Below are 17,605 nucleotides of genomic sequence, written 5' to 3'. Positions count from 1 at the left end.
GCATTCCATCCGGGCTGTTACATGTAGCGCATCTGGATGCGGATCGACTTCACGTCATTGCCCACCGGGACGCCGACCTTGGTGTAGCTGGGCTTGCCGAGGTTGAAGATATTGATCGAGGGGTTGTTCGACATCGCGCCGCCGTCAGTGCTGATGTCCGTCGAGCCATTGCCGTTCACGTCGTGGCGCACGGCGATGCCGTAAGTGCCCGGCGCCGAGACGGGGACGCAGAACGTCATGGTCCCGCCCCTGGCGGCCACTTCGATCCGCTTCAGCCACTTGCCCTTCGCCAGCCACTCGCCGGACGTGGCGCGGTAGGACTGGACGCGCAGGCGTCCCTGGGACGACTTGATGCCGTCCACCGTAACCATGATCGCGGGGCCGCCGCCGGAACGGCACTGGCTCATGTCATTGCGGATTTCGTCGCGATACTGGGCCGCGGCCGGCGCCGACAGGGCCAGCGCGGCCAGGCCGGCGGCAGCTGCGATGGGGGCCTTGGGGAACTTCAATCTCATCTCCGGTTCCGTCACTCGTTCACGAGGGTTGCAGGGAAGCAAGCCCGTGAAATGTCTGGCGCCGCACTGCCATCGAGGCCGTGAATGCACTCTGAACTGGCGATCCACAAGCACCGCGCAGGAGCGGCTGCACGGAGCGGAGCCGGGTCCGCTCGGTCGATTTAGGGAACTTCCTCCATATGGCGTGTGGAAAACGGGCCGGGCGCGCTTGTACCCCCCAGATATGGTGGCCTATCCTTCGCATCGAGGAGTACCGTTCTTAACCATGACCACGCCGCTGATCTCGCCCTCCATCCTTTCCGCCGACTTTGCCCGCCTGGGCGAAGAGGTTCGCGCGATCGACGAAGCCGGCGCCGACTGGATCCACGTCGACGTCATGGACGGCCATTTTGTACCCAACATCACCATCGGCCCGGCCGTGGTGAAGGCGTTGCGCCCGCATTCCGCCAAGGTCTTCGACGTGCACCTGATGATTTCGCCGGTGGACAGCTATCTCGAAGCCTTCGCCGAAGCCGGTGCGGACTACATCACCGTGCATCCCGAAGCCGGCCCTCACGTCCACCGCACGGTGCAGACGATCCGCGGCCTGGGCAAGAAGGCGGGTATCTCGCTGAACCCGGCCACCCCGGCCAAGATGCTGGACTACCTGATCGACGATATCGACCTCGTCCTGATCATGAGCGTCAACCCCGGTTTCGGCGGCCAGAGCTTCATCTCCAGCCAGCTTCGCAAGATCGAGGCCGTGCGCAAGATGATCGAGAAGTCGGGCCGCGACATCCGCCTCGAAGTGGACGGCGGCGTCGATGCCAAGACCGCACCTCTCTGCGTTTCGGCGGGTGCCGACGTGCTCGTCGCCGGTTCGGCCACGTTCCGCGGCGGCCCTTCGCAATATGCCGCCAACATCCGCACCCTGAAGGGGCTCGATTGAGGCGGTGAAGCTAGACACCCCTCCGCGTCCCCGAAACGGGAACCCGGACGGGCTCCGGGCCATTTCCCCGGGAAGTGAGGCAGCCGATGAGTCGGGCGACATGCTTGCAGGCGGGCTCACAGGCAAGTCGGGGGGCGGGCCTCAGGGCGGTAACGAGGAGGGTGTCTTGAATCAAAGCGTTACCGGATCGCCGGCCGTGACACGTTCCGAAACCGACATCACCGATATCACCGCCTTCACTGGCGACGACTTCCACGATTCCGACCTCCTGCCGCCCCGCGCGGAAGTCCAGGTGGAAGTCGCGCAGATCGAGGGCGGCCGGGCGCTGGCCCTGGCCGACTTCTCGCCGCCTTCGGTCGGGCCGGGCGAGCGGCTGATCCGCTTCGCCTATCGCCTGGGCATTCCCGGCACCATGCTCTCGGCGCCGATGGGCAAGAAGGCCCGCACCCGGCTGCTCGCCACGGTCAGCAACACGCTACCGGGCAATGCCGCCGCCGGAACCGCCCTGCGCGCGGGACATTTCCTGATCCACGGCGCCCGCACGCCGGTGGCCCAAGTCGATTTTGCCGGCCCGTCGCGCGTGACGCCGCCGCTGGAGCGCGTGGTCCACAGCTTCTCCTGGCTCACCGACCTGGAGGCCTGCGCCCCGCGCGAGCAGGGTACCGCGGTTGCCGAGCGCATTCTTACCGCGTGGCTCCAGGCCAATCCCAAGCCGCCGGCCAAGCCGGGCAAGGGTCCGGCCTGGGACGTGGGCAACACCGGCGCGCGGCTGATGAACTGGCTGGCCCATGCCCCGCTGATCCTCTCCGGCGAGAAGACCCTGCGCAACCGCACTTTGGCACACATTTCCGAGACCGCGCGCTGGCTGGACCGTCATGTCGGCCGGGCGGAAGACGGGATCGCCGAAGTCGCCGGGTGGAGCGCCATCGTCGCTGCCGGCCTGCTGCTGCCCGAAGGTCGCCCGCGCCGCCTCTACGGCGAGGCGGGGCTGATCAAGGCCCTGGGCGAACTGATCGGCGACGACGGCGGCGTGCTCTCGCGCAGCCCGCTGGCGCAGATGGAAGCGATCGCCCTCCTGGTGCGGCTGCGCAACTGCTATCACGCCACCCGCCGCGACGCGCCCAAGGCGGTCGAGCGGGTGATCGAACTGCTCATCCCGCCGCTCCTGGCGCTGACTCACGGCGACGGTTCGCTGGGTTCGTGGCAGGGCGGCTGGGCGATCGACGGAGAGGACGTCAACGCTCTCGTCAAGGCGACCGGCGTGCGCACCCGCCCGCTGCGCGACGTGCGCCAATGGGGCTATCAGCGCGTGCTGGCGCACAAGTCGATCCTCCAGTTCGACACTGCGCCGCCGCCGCTGCCCGCCCATGCCCGCTACGGCTGCGCTTCCACGCTGGCCTTCGAGATGTCCCACGCGGGCCACCGCCTGATCGTCAACTGCGGCGGCGCGGCGAGCGGCGGCGGGCTGGTGCCGGTGCGCCTCGAACAGGGCCTGCGCGCGACCGCCGCCCATTCGACGCTGACGCTGGACGATGCCAATTCCACCGCCGTCCTCATCAACGGAGCCATCGGCGGCGGCGTCAGCGAGGTCGATATCGATCGCAAGACGCTGACGCAGGAGAACGGCGGCAACGCCACCCGCATCGAGGCGAGCCACAACGGCTACGAGGCGCGCTACGCCCTCACGCACCGCCGCATCCTGATCCTGCGCGACGACGGCAGCGAACTGCGCGGCGAGGACGTGCTGATCCCCGCGGGCCGCAAGGCCCAGCGCGGCAAGGTGGGCTTCGCCATTCGCTTCCACCTCGGCCCGGAAGTCGAAGTCGCCCTCACCGAAGACGGCCAGGGCGCCGGCATGGCCCTGCCCGACGGCAGTCTCTGGCAGTTCCGCAGCAGTGCCGGCGAAGTGATCCTGGAAGATTCGCTCTGGGTCGACGGCCAGGGCCGTCCCCAGGCGACGCAGCAACTGGTGATCCAGGGTCTCGTCTCGCGCGGAGGCGGGAATTTCGGTTGGTTAATCAAGAAAATGGGGTGAAATGCCGCGACCGGCCCCACGGCTTGTGGCACCCTGAGCTAGCGGCCCCTCTTGCGACCCGGGCGCTGCCGACCTAGAGGGCGCGGAAAATCCCTCTCCGCTAGTTCCAGAACGAGGCCATCCGCATGACCGATACCGTCCAGATCCGCCGCGCATTGCTGTCGGTTTCCGACAAGACCGGCCTCGCCGATCTCGGCAAGGCACTGTCCGCCCGCGGCGTGGAACTGGTTTCGACCGGCGGCACCGCCAAGGCGCTGCGCGATGCCGGCCTCGCGGTGAAGGACATCTCGGAAATCACCGATTTCCCCGAGATGATGGACGGCCGCGTCAAGACGCTGCACCCCAAGGTTCACGGCGGCCTGCTGGCCGTGCGCGACAATCCGGAACATGCCAAGGCCATGGCCGATCACGAAATCGGCGCGATCGACCTCGTAGTCGTCAATCTCTATCCTTTCGAAGCGACCGTGGCCAAGGGCGCCGACCGTGACGAAGTGATCGAGAACATCGACATCGGCGGGCCTTCGATGGTGCGCTCGGCCGCGAAGAACCACGCCTTCGTCGCCATCGTCACCGATCCCAAGGACTATGCGGGCCTGATCTCCGAACTGGAGACCACCGACGGCGGCACTACCCTCGCCTTCCGCAAGCTGCTGGCCGCGCGCGCCTTCGCGCAGACCGCCGCTTACGATTCGATGATCTCGCAGTGGTTCGCCTTCACTGACCAGGGCCTTGAGTTCCCCGAGATGCTGAGCGTCAACGGCCGCCTCGCCACCACGCTGCGCTACGGCGAGAACCCGCACCAGAAGGCCGCGCTCTACACGCCCGTAGGCCCCTTCACCAAGGGTCTGGCCCAGGGCGAGCAGGTGCAGGGCAAGGAACTGTCCTACAACAACTACAACGACGCCGATGCCGCCTTCGAACTCGCCGCCGAGTTCAAGGGCCAGGACCCGGCCGTGATCATCGTCAAGCACGCCAACCCTTGCGGCGTCGCGCAGGGCTCCAGCCTGCTCGAAGCCTGGCAGGGCGCGCTGGCTTGTGACGACGTTTCGGCCTTCGGCGGCATCGTTGCGGTGAACACCACGCTCGACGGCCCGACGGCCGAAGCGATCTGCCAGATCTTCACCGAAGTCGTCGTCGCCCCCGACGCGGACGAGGAAGCCCGCGCCTTCTTCGCCAAGAAGAAGAACCTGCGCCTGCTGCTGACCGGCGGCCTGCCCGATCCGCGCCGCCCCGGCCTGACCGTCAAGCCGATCACCGGCGGCCTGCTGGTGCAGGGCCGCGATGCCGGCGCCATCGGCCTCGATGACCTGAAGGTCGTGACCAAGCGTGCGCCGACCGAGCAGGAACTGAAGGACTGCCTGTTCGCCTGGACCGTGGCCCGCCACGTCAAGTCGAACGCGATCGTCTATGCCAAGGACGGCGTCACTGCCGGCATCGGCGCGGGCCAGATGAACCGCCGCGATTCCTCGCGCATCGCCGCGATGAAGGCGGCCGAGGCCGCCGAGAAGTTCGGCTGGGCCCAGGCCCGCACGGTCGGCTCTGCCGTCGCTTCGGACGCGTTCTTCCCCTTCGCCGACGGCCTGCTGGCCGCTGCCGAAGCGGGCGCTACGGCTGTGATCCAGCCGGGCGGCTCGATTCGTGACGAGGAAGTCATCGCCGCTGCCGACGAGGCGGGCCTGGCCATGGTCTTCACCGGCATGCGCCACTTCAAGCACTGAGGTTCGATATTTCAGGGCCAGATTCGATCCAGGAGGCGAATATGTGGGTGATGTGGCTTGGACCGCTGGTCACCCTCGCCTTCCTGATCGGGCTGGCCACGGCGGCCGTGCTCGTGCGCCTCGGCCGCATCCGCAAGCCCCACCAGGTCATCGGCGCGCTGGCACTGCCGTTCGGTTGCGCCGCGCTGCCCGTGGCCGGACTGGTTGTGGTCTCCGTCGCCTCGGCAGTGATCGCGCGCACGATCCCTTGACGAGATTGTGACGGTTCCCCCCGTCCACCCCGTGCGATCAACGGTTCATCGCAGAATGGGGCGCGGCTCGTCGCCATTCACTGGACGTCAAGGCGATTCGCTCCAAGTGAGCGGCACGCAATCGTACATCATCAATATGAGCTGATTTTCGTCATGGGACTCTTCAAGGCCGACTTCTACCGCTTCTTCGCCCTCGGCTTCGCCGGTGGTACGCTGCTGGTGCTGGGCGTGATGGGCATCGGAACTCACTCGATCGGCAACGGCCTCGTGCCCCCCGCCGAAGCGGCTGCGCAAGTGAACTGACCCAGGCAGGCCGATCCGGGGCCTATCGGACCCCGCGGCCTGATCGGGCGCCGCCCCAGGCGCCCCTCCAGCTTTCAATTGCACGCAGCCCTGCCAATGCCCATATGGGCGGCATGGCTAATGCGCATCATCATCACGAACATTCCGGCGAAGGCCTTGTAGAGGCTGCCCGCGCCGCCCTTCTCGATGCCGGCGAACAGTGGACCGAGATGCGCGCCGACGTCTTCGGCGCTCTGGCGGAACGCGAACGTCCGGCTTCAGCCTATGACCTGGCCGAAAGCGTCTCGGCCCTGCGCGGCAAGCGCGTGGCGCCCAACAGCGTCTATCGCATTCTCGACCTCTTCGTGCGTACCAATCTCGCCCGCCGGGTCGAGAGCGCCAACGCCTACCTCGCCAACAGCCATCCCGGCTGCCAGCACGACTGCATCTTCCTGATCTGCGATGTCTGCGGCCAAGCCGTCCATATCGACGACGACAAGCTGACCGGCGCCCTCATCGCCGCCGCCAGACAAGCCGGTTTCGCCGGGGTGCGCCCGGTGGTCGAACTGCGCGGAACCTGCGCCACCTGCAGCTAGGTCGGCAGGGCCTGCGAACCGGCCGCTGACGCTGGCCGGCTTCCGCAGGATTCGCATGTCTGGCGGGGGTCGAGCGGCGCCGGAAGTTGCCGGCGATGGCTCGGAGAGTCGCAGCAAAGCAACAGGTGCCACGTTTTTCCTGTCCTTTCGGACGGCTCCGGCATATTGCCCACTGCTTAATTCGACACCAGAACATGTAGCGTGTAGAAGCAGAACATGACAGCCAACCCGGCAACGCCACTCCTCGACACCGTCGATACGCCTGACGATCTCCGCAAGCTCAAGCCTTCGGACCTGCGTCAACTGGCCGACGAACTTCGCACCGAGATGATCTCTGCCGTCGGGCAGACGGGCGGCCATCTGGGCTCGGGCCTGGGCGTGGTCGAACTGACGGTGGCGATCCACTACGTGTTCGATACGCCGGTGGACCGGCTGATCTGGGACGTGGGCCACCAGGCCTATCCCCACAAGATCCTCACCGGCCGCCGCGACCGCATCCGCACCCTGCGCCAGGGCGGCGGACTTTCCGGCTTCACGAAGCGTTCGGAAAGCGAATACGACCCCTTCGGCACGGCCCATAGCTCCACCTCGATCTCGGCCGCGCTCGGCTTTGCCGTCGCCAACAAGATCAAGGGCACGCCCGGCCGCGGCATTGCCGTGATCGGCGACGGCGCGATGAGCGCCGGCATGGCCTACGAGGCGATGAACAACGCCGCGGACGCCGGAAACCGCCTGATCGTCGTCCTCAACGACAACGACATGTCGATCGCGCCGCCGGTTGGCGGGCTGTCGTCCTATCTCGCGCGGCTCGTTTCCTCGGGCCGGTTCCTCGGCCTGCGCGACCTGGCCCGCAAGTTCGCGCGCCGCCTGCCGCGCCCGCTCCACGCCGCCGCCCGCAAGACCGACGAATTCGCCCGCGGCATGGCCATGGGCGGCACCCTGTTCGAGGAACTGGGCTTCTATTACGTTGGCCCGATCGACGGCCATGACCTCGATGCGCTGGTTCCGGTCCTGGAAAACGTGCGCGATGCCGCCGAGGGCCCGATCCTGGTCCATGTCGTGACGCAAAAGGGCAAGGGCTACGCGCCCGCCGAGGAAGCGGCCGACAAGTATCACGGCGTGCAGAAGTTCAACGTCGTCACCGGAGAGCAGGCCAAGGCCCCCGCCGGCCCGCCGAGCTACACCGGCGTCTTCGCCAAGGCGCTGGTCGCCGAGGCGGAACAGGACGACCGCATCTGCGCCATCACCGCCGCCATGCCCTCGGGCACGGGGCTCGACAAGTTCGCGCAGCAATTCCCGAACCGCAGCTTCGACGTCGGCATTGCCGAGCAGCATGCGGTGACTTTCGCGGCCGGCCTGGCCGCGCAGGGCATGCGCCCGTTCTGCGCGATCTATTCCACCTTCCTCCAGCGCGCGTTCGACCAGGTGGTCCATGACGTGGCGATCCAGAACCTGCCCGTGCGCTTGGCCATCGATCGCGCCGGCCTGGTCGGTGCCGACGGTGCGACTCACGCCGGTTCGTTCGACGTTACTTACTTGGCCACCCTGCCGAACATGGTGGTCATGGCCGCGGCCGACGAGGTGGAGCTGGTCCACATGGTCCACACCGCCGCGCAGTATGACAAGGGCCCGATCGCCTTCCGCTATCCGCGCGGCAATGGCGTGGGTCTGGCTCTACCGGAAACGCCGCAGCTTCTCGAAATCGGCAAGGGCCGCGTGGTCCGCGAAGGCAGCAAGGTCGCCTTGCTCTCGCTGGGCACCCGCCTGGGCGAAGCGCTCAAGGCCGCAGACCTGCTGGACGCCAAGGGTCTTTCCACCACCGTGGCAGACTTGCGGTTCGCCAAGCCGCTGGACACCGAGCTGATTCGCAAGCTGATGCTCAGCCACGATGTGGTCGTCACCGTGGAGGAAGGCGCCATCGGCGGTCTCGGCGCCCATGTGCTCACCATGGCCAGCGACGAGGGCCTTACCGACGCGGGCCTCAAGATCCGCACCATGCGCCTCCCGGACGTGTTCCAGGACCACGACAAGCCCGAGACGCAGTACGACGAAGCCGGCCTCAATGCGCCGCAGATCGTCGACACTGTGCTGAAGGCGCTGCGCCACAACAGCGCCGGCGTGAACGAAGCCCGCGCGTAAAACGCGTAAGATCGAGGCGTGCCTGGGTTGCCGGGCACGTCCCTGGTGACGCCGCGCCCTTTTCCGTCATCAACGGGCTAGCGATATCCGGGTGAAGCCATCGCGGGCGGCCTTGCGCGCCTCTGGATCGCTTCGGACCATCACCTGCTACCGAGTATTTTCGAGGGCCCGGGGATCATCCCCAGGCCCTCGTTTGCCTTACCAGTCGTAAGCCTTGGGCAGATAAGTCCGGTCCAGGCTCTTGTAGCGCTGCTTCAGGCGGCTCTGGTGGTTGTCGAGCGGCTGCTTGATCCCGTCGATATAGACTTCGACCGGGGCCGAGGACAGTTCGAGCGGATCGCCGTCCCAGATGACGACGTCGCCCACGGCGCCCGGCGCCAGCACGCCTTCCTTGCCGCCCATGCCGCTGATCTCGGCCGGAACCGAGGTGATCGCGGCCAGGGCCTCGCCCCATGTCAGTCCCGCCGCGCCCGGCAGCTTGTTCAGGGCCACGAGGTTGCCGGCCTGCTGCGGCGCATAGCGGGGCTGGTTGCTGCCCGCGAACATGCCGATGCCGACTTTGACGCCGGCCTTCTTCATGCGCCCGACGTTCGACTGGGTCGCCGCAAGGCTTTCGAAGCTGGCGGGAAGGTCCCGCAGCGGCATCGCGATCACCGGCACTTTGGCCGCCGCGATCTGGCTCGCCACAAGCCAGCCTTCGGTCGCCCCCACCAGGACGAGATTCAGCTTGGGAAACTCGCTCTTGAGCGCCAGCACGCTGCGGATGTCGGCGGCCCGTTCGACCCCGACGTAGAGCGGTTGGCGGCCGTCGATCACCGGGGCCAGCGCCGCCGCGTCCGCGCGGGTCAGCAGGGCATCGCTGCTGCGCGCGGCCGTGGGTGCGGCCGCCAGTTCGCGTGCCTCCCGCAAGGCACTGCGCAGGGCGACATGGGCCGCGACGCGGCTGCCGCCGGCGAGCTTGGCCCCCGCCTCGCCCAATTGCACGAACTGGAAGGCGCGCGGCAGGTTCACCGCATCGGAGCCGGCGCGAAGATCGATCAGCGCCCCCTGCCCGGCGAAGATCGAATCGCCGTTGACTGGCGCGACGCTGGCGCGGGTGACGCCGCCTTCGCGGCTCACGGCGATGTGCTCGCTGGCGGGATTGATCGCGGGAGTCACGTCGAGCGCGGCGTTGAACGGCGACTTGTCGGCCTCGGTATCGTTGCTGTTGGGCACGCCTTCCACGTCCCAGAGCCCAAGATCGGTGACGGCCGAGAACAGGCCCGGCGTCACCCACTTGCCGGTACCGTCGACGCTCTGCATCCCGGCGGGAACGGCAACGCCGGCGCCCGCGGCGACCACCTTGCCGGCCCGCACGACGACGGTGCCGTGCTCGATCGGAGCGCTGCCATCACCCGTGCCGACGGTGGCATTGGTGATGGCGAAATCCTGCGCCGCGGCCAGGCCGGGAAGGAGGGCGGGAAGGGCGGCTGCCGTCAGGGCAGCAAGAATGGCGGCGCGGCGGCTCATTTCACGTCTCCTTCGCCGGGCTGCCCCAGTTCGAAATCGCTGACCGGGCGCCGCCGGGCATCGAGGGCGTCGAACATCAGGGCGCCGTCGATCCACACTTTCTCGGGCCGCGAATAGACCGAGAGCGGATTGCCGTTCCACAGCACCACGTCGGCCATCTTGCCCGCTTCCAGGCTTCCGGTCCTCTCGCCGATGCCCATGGTCTTGGCGGCATTATAGGTGAACCAGCCGATGACCTTGGCATCGGGAATGTCGATGCCGATGCGGCGACCGTCGGCCTGGGCCTTGGCGGCTTCCTGGTTGAGGCGCTGGATGCCGTTCTCGTCGTCCGAGTGGATCACCACGCAAGTCCCCGCATTGGCGAGCAGCGCGGCGTTTTCGGGGATGCCGTCGTAGGCTTCCATCTTGAAGCCGTACCAGTCGGCCCAGACGGCCACGCAGATGTCGTTCTCCCGCAGGAGATCGGCGATCTTGTAAGCTTCCACCGCGTGGTGGAAGGCGGTGACCTTGTAGCCCATCTCCTTGGACATATCGATCACCTGCGCCATCTCGTCCGCGCGGTAGCAGTGGTTCTGGACCAGGATCTCGCCCTTGAGCACGCCTTCCAGCGTGTCGTTGCCAAGGTCGCGTTCGGCATGGTCGCCGTCCATGTACTGGCGCGCGTCGATCCAGGCCTGGCGGTCGACCGAGAAGTTGCCCATCCGGGTCGAGGGCTTCTGGCCCTTCTCGCCATAGACGCGCTTGGGATTCTCGCCGCAGGCCATCTTCAGCGAATAGGGCGCGCCGGGAAACTTCATGCCCTGCACGGTGATGCTGGGCACGTTCTTCAGCGTCACCGCGCGGCCGCCGATCAGGTTGCCCGAACCGGGCAGGATCTGAAGGCTGGTGACGCCCCCGTTGGCAAGCGCGCGGGTGAAGCCGGGATCCTGCGGCCAGACCGAGTGCTCGGCCCAGACATCGGGCGTGGTGGGGCTGGTCATCTCGTTCCCGTCCGCCAGCGCTTCGACGCCGGGCGAAGGATAGACGCCGAGGTGCGAGTGGATGTCGATCACGCCGGGAGTCACGAACTTGCCGGTACCGTCGATGCGGGCATAGCCTTCCGGGATCGGCATGTCGGCGCCGCCGACGGCCTGGAGCTTCCCGTCCCTGAACAGCACGATGCCGTTGTCGATCCGGCCGCCGCGGCCGTCATAGACAGTGGCGCCCACCAGCGCGGTGGGCGTGCCCGGATAGGACTTGTAGGTGGAGGGATAAGGATCGGCGACGATCGGCGCCGCCTTCTTGTCCTGCTTCTTCGCATCGGCGCCCGTAGCGCCCAGCGCCAGTGCCGCGCCCAGAACGAGCGTGGACGACCAGCGCCGCAATGCCGGCGATACCCTCATGTCGATTTCCCCTGTTCAAATAAGATCCGGCCCGGGAAACGCTGGGTTTCCCGGGCCGGTCGATGGTCAGTGCGGCTTGGTTACCGGGTGAAACCCGGCTTCCTGAGCCTCCAGCCCCATTTCGCTCTGGCCCGCGAGATCGCGGTCGATCGCGCGATCCTCCAGCGTGTCGATGTGCATCCAGCGCCGCACCAGCGGCGAGAGCGCCAGGACCACCACGGCAACGCCGATCGTGGTCCAGCCGATCGTGGAATAGATCCCCAGCGTGACTTCCTTGTTCATCACGCCGCTTTCGCCGCCGGTGGCCTCGCCGATCTTGCCGGCCACGAAGTTGCCCACGGCGGTCATGTAGAACCACGCGCCCATGATGAAGCTGCCGAGGTGCAGCGGCGAGAGGCGGGTCATCGCGGACAGGCCCACGGGCGAAAGACACAGCTCGCCAGTGGTGTGCAGCGCATAGATCAGGAACACGAAGAGCACCGAAGTCATCGCCGCCGGATCGCCGCTGTTCGCACCCCAGACGAAGACCAGGAAGCCGAGGCCGACCTGGATCAGCGCCAGGCCGAACTTGGCCGGAGCCGAAGGCTCCAGGCCCTTGCGGCCGAGAAACTGCCAGAGCGCCGCGAAGATCGGGCCGAACAGCACGATGTAGATCGGGTTGATCGACTGGAACAGGCTGGTCGGCACGCCGCCGCGGTCCACGAACTTGTCGGTATAGAGGCTCAGCGAACCGCCGGCCTGCTCGAACAGGCCCCAGAAAATCGGGTTGAGCGCGATCAGGAACAGGATCGCGAAGATGCGCTCTCGCGGTTCCTTGGGCAGCTTGAACGCCTCGTACAGCGTGTAGCCCAGCATGGCGATGCCGGAGACCACCAGCAGCGACTGGATCACGCTGACATATTGGATCAGGGTCCAGATCACCGCGACCGAACCGAGGCCGATGGCGTAAAGCGTCAGTTCGCCCTTCTTCGCCAGCGGCCTGGGCGGTTCGCCCCGGCCCTTCAAGGCGGGACGGCCGGCCACGAAGATCAGCAGGCCAAGCAGCATGCCGATGCCGGCGAGGCCGAAGCCCCAGGACCAGCCAATCGTCTCGCCCAGGTAGCCGACCAGGATCGTACCCAGCGCGGCGCCCGTGTTCACGCCCATGTAGAAGATCGTATAGGCCGAATCGCGGCGGGAATCGGTCATCTTGTAGAGCTGGCCGACGATCACCGAGATGTTCGCCTTGAGGAAGCCGGAGCCGACGATGATCAGCGCCAGCGCCAGCCAGAACACGTTGATGGCCGGGTCCGCCTGCTTCACCGCCGGATCGGCGACGCCGTGCATGCCTTCATAGGCCATGAACAGGTGACCCACGGCCAGGACGATGCCGCCGAACAGCACGGCCTTGCGCTGGCCGAGGTAACGGTCCGCCAGATAGCCGCCGAGCACCGGGGTGATATAGACCAGGCTGGTATAGGCGCCGTAGATCAGGTTGGCGCTGCCGTCATTGAACAGCCAGAACTTGGTCAGGTACAGGATCAGCAGGGCGCGCATGCCGTAGTAGGAGAAACGCTCCCACATTTCGGCATAGAACAGCACGAACAGACCGCGAGGATGGCCGACGAATTCGTCGCTCTTGCGCGTGGCGATGACGCCGCCGATGGCCAGCACGGCAAACAGGAGAATGGCGCCGATCGCGGCAATCCAGTCTCCCTCGTTCCAGGTTGCTATTTCTTTCATGCGCCCTTCTTTTGTCCTGTCGCCCGAAAAGCTTGTCTCGCAAGCTTGAAAGCGGGAACGTTAGCGGCCAAATCGGGCATGTAAATGGGGTGAGGACACGCAAAAGGGCGGCCTGGCAGGCGGGAACCGACGGGTTTTCCCTACCTCCGGTGAGCCATTGCGCGAAAACCACCGGAATGGCATTTTCTTGAGATGACGGAACCAAGTCACGCGAAATATTATGATTCGCAGTGACCTCGGGAATTTTCCGAAGGGCATTTTGAAAGGGAAGCACGCGATGATCAGATCCGAACTGCTGCTTGCTATGGCCAAGGAGAACCCCGAGCTGCGCGCAGAGGATGTCGAGCGCGCCGTGGACACGTTCTTCGACGAGATCGCCCAGCGCCTGGCTGACGGCGGCCGCGTGGAACTGCGCGGTTTCGGTGCTTTCTCCACCCGCCACCGCGAAGGCCGCACCGGCCGCAACCCGCGCACCGGCGAAAGCGTGGACGTGCCTGAAAAGCGCGTGCCCTATTTCAAGCCCGGCAAGGAAATGCGGGCCCGTCTCAACGTCGAGTAAAGTGGTGAACCGGACGGCATAACGCGTTCATCGCGGTTGCCCCGCCGCGCGCGATCTGCCAGATCGCGCGCACCGATCATCGTGCGGACGTGGCGGAATGGTAGACGCAGGGGACTTAAAATCCCTTGATCCTTGATCGTGCGGGTTCGAGTCCCGCCGTCCGTACCAGGATTGCTTTCGAAACCGGCCGTCAGCGGCCGAAGCCGCGCAGCCGGATCCGGCGAGGCTTCGCCCGGCCGCCCGGCCCGGACTTCATTACCCGCGACCGGAACAGCCGCGCGCCGCCGCGCACCAGCAGTGCCACCCAGAGCACCTGCCAGCCGATGGCCAGGATATGCGGCAGCAGCGCGGGATCCCGTGCCGCGCGCGCGAGCATCGCGAAAGGCGAGCTGAAGGGCACGAGCACCGCGGCGATCTCCACCGCGCTGCCCGGCTGGGTCATCGCGAAACTGGCGAAGAAGAATACCATGAGCTGCGCCATGGTCACCGGCATGGACAGGGTCTGCACTTCGCGCACGGTCGTCGCCATGGAGCCGATAGCCAGGAAGACCGAGCCGAGCAGCAGATAGGCCATAGCGAAGTAGATCACGCCCAGGCCGATCAGCAGCGGCCAGCCGACGGCCGGATCGGGCAGTCTTTCCGGCGATATCCCTCCCCCGAGCCAGAGCAGGCCGCCCGCCGCCGCCCAGGTTGCGATACCTACCAGCGAGACGCCGAGCATGGCAAAGAGCTTGCCCAGGAACACCGCGTCCATCGGCACGGCGGCCGCCAGCACTTCAATGATCTTGTTGCCCTTTTCCTCCACGAGGTTGGACAGGACCATGCCTGCCAGCATCATCGTCAGCAGGAACAGCAGGGTCTGCGCCCCTTGCGCCGTGGCGAAGCGCCCCYTGCGTTCGGCCGCACTGCTGCGCACGACCGGCTGCAGCGCCACGGCCGGATAGCTCAGCGCCGCTCCCGAATGAACCTGGGCGGAGAGCATCGCCACCGGCCCGCCCCAGGCCTGGATCAGGCCCTCCGGACCGGTCAGGACCGGCGCGGCCGGCGTCCCCGTCAGTATCGCGGCGGCGCTGGCCTTGTGCGAGGACAATGCCTGTCGGGCATCGTAGCGTTCGCCTGGGGCCAGCCTGCGGAGCACCACCAGCCTGGGCAGGTCGTCACCGAGCGCGGGCGCAAGCTGGGCGCGGGCGCGTTCGAACGCCGCTGCGTCCGCCGCCTGCATGACCACGCCCAGCACCGGGCGTTCCTGGCTGGCATCCACGCGCGATCCAAGGCTGCCCGCCAGCACTGCGATGATGGCGGGGAACAGCGGCCCCAACAGGAAGAAGAAGAAGCTGCGGCTGAACAGGATCGCCGTGAAGTCGCGCCGGGCAACGACCCAGGCGGCAGCGAGAACGGAAAGACGGCCGGAACCCTGCCTCATCGCCCGTCCTCCAGTCCGGGGCTGGCCGCAAGGTCGCGCGCGGCGGCCTCTCCGGCAATGGCGACGAAAGCGTCGTGCAGACCCGCCCGCTCGATCGACAGCGAGAGAATGCCCGCATCGCCTTCGATCAGGGCGCGCAGCAAGGGCTCCACACCGCCTTCCGGCAGCGAGAAGTGCCACACCGCCCCCTCGCGCCGGGCATCGGCCGGCAGCGCCGCTCTCCACAAGCCGTCCTGCGCGCGCGTTTCGAGGCGGACTTGCTGGGGGATGCGATCGCGGGCCACGTCCACCGGGCCGGCGAAGGGCACCTTGCCGCCGGCGATGATCGCCACGTCGTCGCAGAGCCGCTCGGCATGGGCGATGACGTGGGTGGAGAAGATCACCGTCGTCCCGCCTTCGGCCAGTTGGCGGATCATGCGCTCCAGCTTGCCCTGGTTCAGCGCGTCGAGACCCGAAAACGGCTCGTCCAGGATCACCAGGCGCGGCTGGTGAACCAGCGTGCCCAGGATCTGCACTTGCTGCGCCATGCCCTTGGAGAGCTGGCGAATCTGCCGGTCCGCGGCATGGCCGAGGCCGTGGCGTTCGAGCAGTTCGTGCGCGCGCCGCCGCCCTTCCCGCAGCGGCAGCCCGCGCAAGGCGCCAAGGAAAGCGATGGCCTCGGTGGCTTTCATCGCGGGATAGAGGCCGCGTTCCTCGGGCAGGTAGCCAATGGCGTGGGCAACGTCGTGCGGGCGCTCGGAGCCCAGTATCCTGCGGATGCCGGCATCGGGATCGATGATGCCCAGCAGCATGCGCAGGGTCGTGGTCTTGCCGGCGCCATTGGGCCCCAGAATGCCGTAGACGGCCCCCATCGGCACCCGGAGATCGACACCGTCGACGGCAGCGAACCCGTCGAAACGCTTCACCAGCCCCTGTGCCTCGATGGCGAGGGAGGGCATGGGGGAAGACGCCGGGGAAAGTGCTTCCGAGTTGCTGGCCAAGGACCAATCTCCTACTGCGACGTTCATTCAAGGCACCCGCTGGCCGTTTCCAAGGCCTGCCTATGAACCGAAGAGTCCGCAAGCTTGGTTAACGATGCGCTGAATGTCCTGACCCGCGATCTCGAGGCGCAAGCCCGCGAGCTGGGATTCTGCGCCTTCGGCATAGCCTCGGCCGAAGAGGATGCGGACCGGGCGGCGCGGCTGGAGTCCTGGCTGGCGGAGGGCATGGAAGGTTCGATGGGATGGATGGCGGAGCGCGCCCATCACCGCCGCTCGCCGCAAGGGCTCTGGCCCGAGGCGCGGCGCGTGATCGCGCTGGGCATGAGCTACGCCCCCGCAAGCGATCCGCTGCAGCTGGCCGAAGTGCCGGAAATCGGCCGCATCTCGGTCTATGCGCAAGGCGCGGACTATCACGACTGGGTCAAGAAGGCGCTCAAGAACCTGGCGCGCTGGCTGGTTTCGGAAGCCGACCGGCGCGGGCTGGGTCCGGCGGGCGTGAAAGTCTTCACCGATACCGCGCCGGTCATGGAAAAGCCGCTGGCCGCCGCCGCCGGGCTGGGCTGGCAGGGCAAGCACACCAATCTCGTCAGCCGCGAGCATGGATCCTGGCTCTTCCTGGGCGAGATCTACACCACGCTGGACCTGCCGCTGTCCGCCGAGGGTCGCGATCGCTGCGGTTCGTGCCGGGCCTGCCAGGACGTCTGCCCGACCCAGGCCTTTCCGGCGCCCTACCGCCTCGATGCCCGGCGCTGCGTCAGCTACCTCACCATCGAGCACAAAGGCCCGATCCCGGAAGAATTCCGTGTGGGGCTGGGCAATCGCATCTATGGCTGCGACGATTGCCTGGCCGTCTGCCCGTGGAACAAGTTCGCAGAGACCGCCAGCCGCCTGAAAGCCTTCCTGCCGCGCGCGGAACTGACCGCGCCCGAACTGGCCGACCTGCTGACACTGGACGATGCAGGGTTCCGCCAGCTGTTCTCCGGCTCCCCGATCAAGCGCATCGGCCGCGACCGCTTCGTGCGCAATTGTCTCTATGCGGCCGGAAACAGCGGGAGCACCGCGCTGATGGCGCAAGTGCGGCCCCTGCTGGACGACCCGGACCCCGCCATCGCCGAAGCCGCGCAATGGGCCGTCATGCGCCTCGGCACCTCCCCGCCGCCCGGCGAGGAGGATGGTCCGGCGGTTACAGCAGTTCCTTAAGCGGCTTTTCCTTGTCGGCCAGCGCCGCGAGATCGGGTTTGGCGCCCGCTTCCACCAGCTTGCGGCCCTGGACGTAGTCCTTCACCGCGTTCACGCAGTCGAGCGCCAGGACCTTGCCTTCCTTGAGGTAGATCACCGAGAAGCTGCGATCCTCGGGATTGCCGCGGATCACCGTCTGGTCGAAGCCCAGGTTGATCCCCGCCGTCTGCAGCCGCAAGTCGTACTGGTTGGACCAGAACCACGGGAACGCCTTGTAGGGCTTGGCATCGCCGCAGATCGCCTTGGCCACGCACGTCGCCATGTCGTTGGCGTTCTGCACCGATTCCACGCGCATCACCGTGCCGCCCGCGAAGTCGCAGGCGAAAG

The 17,605-nt window shown here is 67.0% G+C and carries 16 protein-coding genes and 1 tRNA gene; 10 read left to right on the top strand and 7 right to left on the bottom strand.

All coding sequences use genetic code 11. The annotated features are described in order from the left end of the window. Positions 1-17 precede the first annotated feature (17 nt). Positions 18-515: a DUF2141 domain-containing protein gene (locus AB4Z00_RS23115; protein ID WP_442047380.1), complete on the bottom strand. Its 498-nt coding sequence runs from the start codon at positions 513-515 to the stop codon at positions 18-20. Between the two features lie 265 nt (positions 516-780). Here AB4Z00_RS23115 and rpe point away from each other — a divergent pair, with 265 nt between their 5' ends. The 7 genes from rpe to dxs all read left to right on the top strand — a co-directional run bounded on the left by rpe (position 781) and on the right by dxs (position 8,464). Next, positions 781-1,443 (top strand): ribulose-phosphate 3-epimerase, encoded by a 663-nt coding sequence (gene rpe / locus AB4Z00_RS23110; RefSeq protein ID WP_132269737.1) that lies wholly within the window; start codon positions 781-783, stop codon positions 1,441-1,443. A 4-nt stretch (positions 1,444-1,447) separates the two neighbouring features. Next, positions 1,448-3,478 (top strand): heparinase II/III family protein, encoded by a 2,031-nt coding sequence (locus AB4Z00_RS23105; RefSeq protein ID WP_442047379.1) that lies wholly within the window; start codon positions 1,448-1,450, stop codon positions 3,476-3,478. Between the two features lie 125 nt (positions 3,479-3,603). Then, positions 3,604-5,196, top strand: coding sequence for a bifunctional phosphoribosylaminoimidazolecarboxamide formyltransferase/IMP cyclohydrolase (gene purH, locus AB4Z00_RS23100; protein WP_442047378.1), 1,593 nt, complete (start codon positions 3,604-3,606; stop codon positions 5,194-5,196). A gap of 41 nt (positions 5,197-5,237) precedes the next feature. Continuing rightward, on the top strand, positions 5,238-5,447 hold the full coding sequence (locus tag AB4Z00_RS23095) for a hypothetical protein (RefSeq protein WP_132269731.1): 210 nt from the start codon (positions 5,238-5,240) through the stop codon (positions 5,445-5,447). 153 nt (positions 5,448-5,600) lie between these two features. Further along, positions 5,601-5,750 (top strand): hypothetical protein, encoded by a 150-nt coding sequence (locus tag AB4Z00_RS23090; protein ID WP_165921541.1) that lies wholly within the window; start codon positions 5,601-5,603, stop codon positions 5,748-5,750. A 104-nt stretch (positions 5,751-5,854) separates the two neighbouring features. Beyond that, entirely contained in the window at positions 5,855-6,325 is a 471-nt protein-coding gene (locus AB4Z00_RS23085) for a Fur family transcriptional regulator (RefSeq protein WP_442047377.1), read from the top strand. Positions 6,326-6,541: 216 nt separating this feature from the next. Then, the gene (dxs, locus tag AB4Z00_RS23080) at positions 6,542-8,464 is read left to right on the top strand and encodes a 1-deoxy-D-xylulose-5-phosphate synthase (RefSeq protein WP_442047376.1); all 1,923 of its coding nucleotides are present in this window, start codon (positions 6,542-6,544) and stop codon (positions 8,462-8,464) included. Positions 8,465-8,662: 198 nt separating this feature from the next. Here the strand turns inward: dxs and AB4Z00_RS23075 are convergent, their stop codons facing one another. From AB4Z00_RS23075 to AB4Z00_RS23065, 3 genes are all read right to left on the bottom strand, one after another. Further along, entirely contained in the window at positions 8,663-9,973 is a 1,311-nt protein-coding gene (locus tag AB4Z00_RS23075) for an amidohydrolase family protein (protein WP_442047375.1), read from the bottom strand. Beyond that, the gene (locus AB4Z00_RS23070; RefSeq protein WP_314469071.1) at positions 9,970-11,355 is read right to left on the bottom strand and encodes an amidohydrolase; all 1,386 of its coding nucleotides are present in this window, start codon (positions 11,353-11,355) and stop codon (positions 9,970-9,972) included. The genes AB4Z00_RS23075 and AB4Z00_RS23070 overlap by 4 nt, the downstream gene beginning before the upstream one ends. Positions 11,356-11,421: 66 nt before the next feature. After that, a complete protein-coding gene (locus AB4Z00_RS23065; RefSeq protein WP_132269723.1) occupies positions 11,422-13,077 on the bottom strand; it encodes a peptide MFS transporter in 1,656 nt (551 codons plus the stop codon). A 277-nt stretch (positions 13,078-13,354) separates the two neighbouring features. On the opposite strand from AB4Z00_RS23065, the gene AB4Z00_RS23060 reads away from it, so the two are divergent. Both AB4Z00_RS23060 and AB4Z00_RS23055 read left to right on the top strand, forming a co-directional pair. Further along, complete coding sequence (locus AB4Z00_RS23060; RefSeq protein ID WP_132269721.1) at positions 13,355-13,636, top strand: integration host factor subunit beta; 282 nt, start codon at positions 13,355-13,357, stop codon at positions 13,634-13,636. An 83-nt stretch (positions 13,637-13,719) separates the two neighbouring features. Then, a tRNA-Leu gene (locus AB4Z00_RS23055) sits at positions 13,720-13,804 on the top strand. A gap of 22 nt (positions 13,805-13,826) precedes the next feature. Here AB4Z00_RS23055 and AB4Z00_RS23050 read toward each other — a convergent pair. Both AB4Z00_RS23050 and AB4Z00_RS23045 read right to left on the bottom strand, forming a co-directional pair. Further along, entirely contained in the window at positions 13,827-15,059 is a 1,233-nt protein-coding gene (locus AB4Z00_RS23050) for an ABC transporter permease (protein WP_442047374.1), read from the bottom strand. Beyond that, the gene (locus AB4Z00_RS23045; RefSeq protein ID WP_243841284.1) at positions 15,056-15,997 is read right to left on the bottom strand and encodes an ABC transporter ATP-binding protein; all 942 of its coding nucleotides are present in this window, start codon (positions 15,995-15,997) and stop codon (positions 15,056-15,058) included. Before AB4Z00_RS23045 ends, AB4Z00_RS23050 begins: the two co-directional genes overlap by 4 nt. 126 nt (positions 15,998-16,123) lie before the next feature. Between AB4Z00_RS23045 and queG the strand changes: the two genes are divergently transcribed. Next, positions 16,124-17,239: a tRNA epoxyqueuosine(34) reductase QueG gene (gene queG, locus AB4Z00_RS23040; RefSeq protein WP_442047373.1), complete on the top strand. Its 1,116-nt coding sequence runs from the start codon at positions 16,124-16,126 to the stop codon at positions 17,237-17,239. Here the strand turns inward: queG and AB4Z00_RS23035 are convergent. Then, the coding region (locus tag AB4Z00_RS23035) for an oxidoreductase C-terminal domain-containing protein (protein WP_442047372.1) at positions 17,223-17,605 on the bottom strand (383 nt) is incomplete at its 5' end. The two genes, queG and AB4Z00_RS23035, sit on opposite strands and share 17 nt — an antisense overlap.

The organism is Novosphingobium sp. YAF33 (genome assembly GCF_052113265.1).
Taxonomy (GTDB): domain Bacteria; phylum Pseudomonadota; class Alphaproteobacteria; order Sphingomonadales; family Sphingomonadaceae; genus Novosphingobium.
Note: the sequence above shows the minus strand (reverse complement) of the source record. Positions and strands in the feature narration are given on the sequence as shown.

What these genes read in the sequence shown, in the direction of transcription:
- AB4Z00_RS23115 (WP_442047380.1), bottom strand. Translation starts at nt 515, where the DNA reads ATGAGATTGAAGTTCCCCAAGGCCCCCATCGCAGCTGCCGCCGGCCTG.
- rpe (WP_132269737.1), top strand. Translation starts at nt 781, where the DNA reads ATGACCACGCCGCTGATCTCGCCCTCCATCCTTTCCGCCGACTTTGCC.
- purH (WP_442047378.1), top strand. Translation starts at nt 3,604, where the DNA reads ATGACCGATACCGTCCAGATCCGCCGCGCATTGCTGTCGGTTTCCGAC.
- AB4Z00_RS23095 (WP_132269731.1), top strand. Translation starts at nt 5,238, where the DNA reads ATGTGGGTGATGTGGCTTGGACCGCTGGTCACCCTCGCCTTCCTGATC.
- AB4Z00_RS23090 (WP_165921541.1), top strand. Translation starts at nt 5,601, where the DNA reads ATGGGACTCTTCAAGGCCGACTTCTACCGCTTCTTCGCCCTCGGCTTC.
- AB4Z00_RS23085 (WP_442047377.1), top strand. Translation starts at nt 5,855, where the DNA reads ATGGGCGGCATGGCTAATGCGCATCATCATCACGAACATTCCGGCGAA.
- dxs (WP_442047376.1), top strand. Translation starts at nt 6,542, where the DNA reads ATGACAGCCAACCCGGCAACGCCACTCCTCGACACCGTCGATACGCCT.
- AB4Z00_RS23075 (WP_442047375.1), bottom strand. Translation starts at nt 9,973, where the DNA reads ATGAGCCGCCGCGCCGCCATTCTTGCTGCCCTGACGGCAGCCGCCCTT.
- AB4Z00_RS23070 (WP_314469071.1), bottom strand. Translation starts at nt 11,355, where the DNA reads ATGAGGGTATCGCCGGCATTGCGGCGCTGGTCGTCCACGCTCGTTCTG.
- AB4Z00_RS23065 (WP_132269723.1), bottom strand. Translation starts at nt 13,077, where the DNA reads ATGAAAGAAATAGCAACCTGGAACGAGGGAGACTGGATTGCCGCGATC.
- AB4Z00_RS23060 (WP_132269721.1), top strand. Translation starts at nt 13,355, where the DNA reads ATGATCAGATCCGAACTGCTGCTTGCTATGGCCAAGGAGAACCCCGAG.
- AB4Z00_RS23045 (WP_243841284.1), bottom strand. Translation starts at nt 15,997, where the DNA reads ATGCCCTCCCTCGCCATCGAGGCACAGGGGCTGGTGAAGCGTTTCGAC.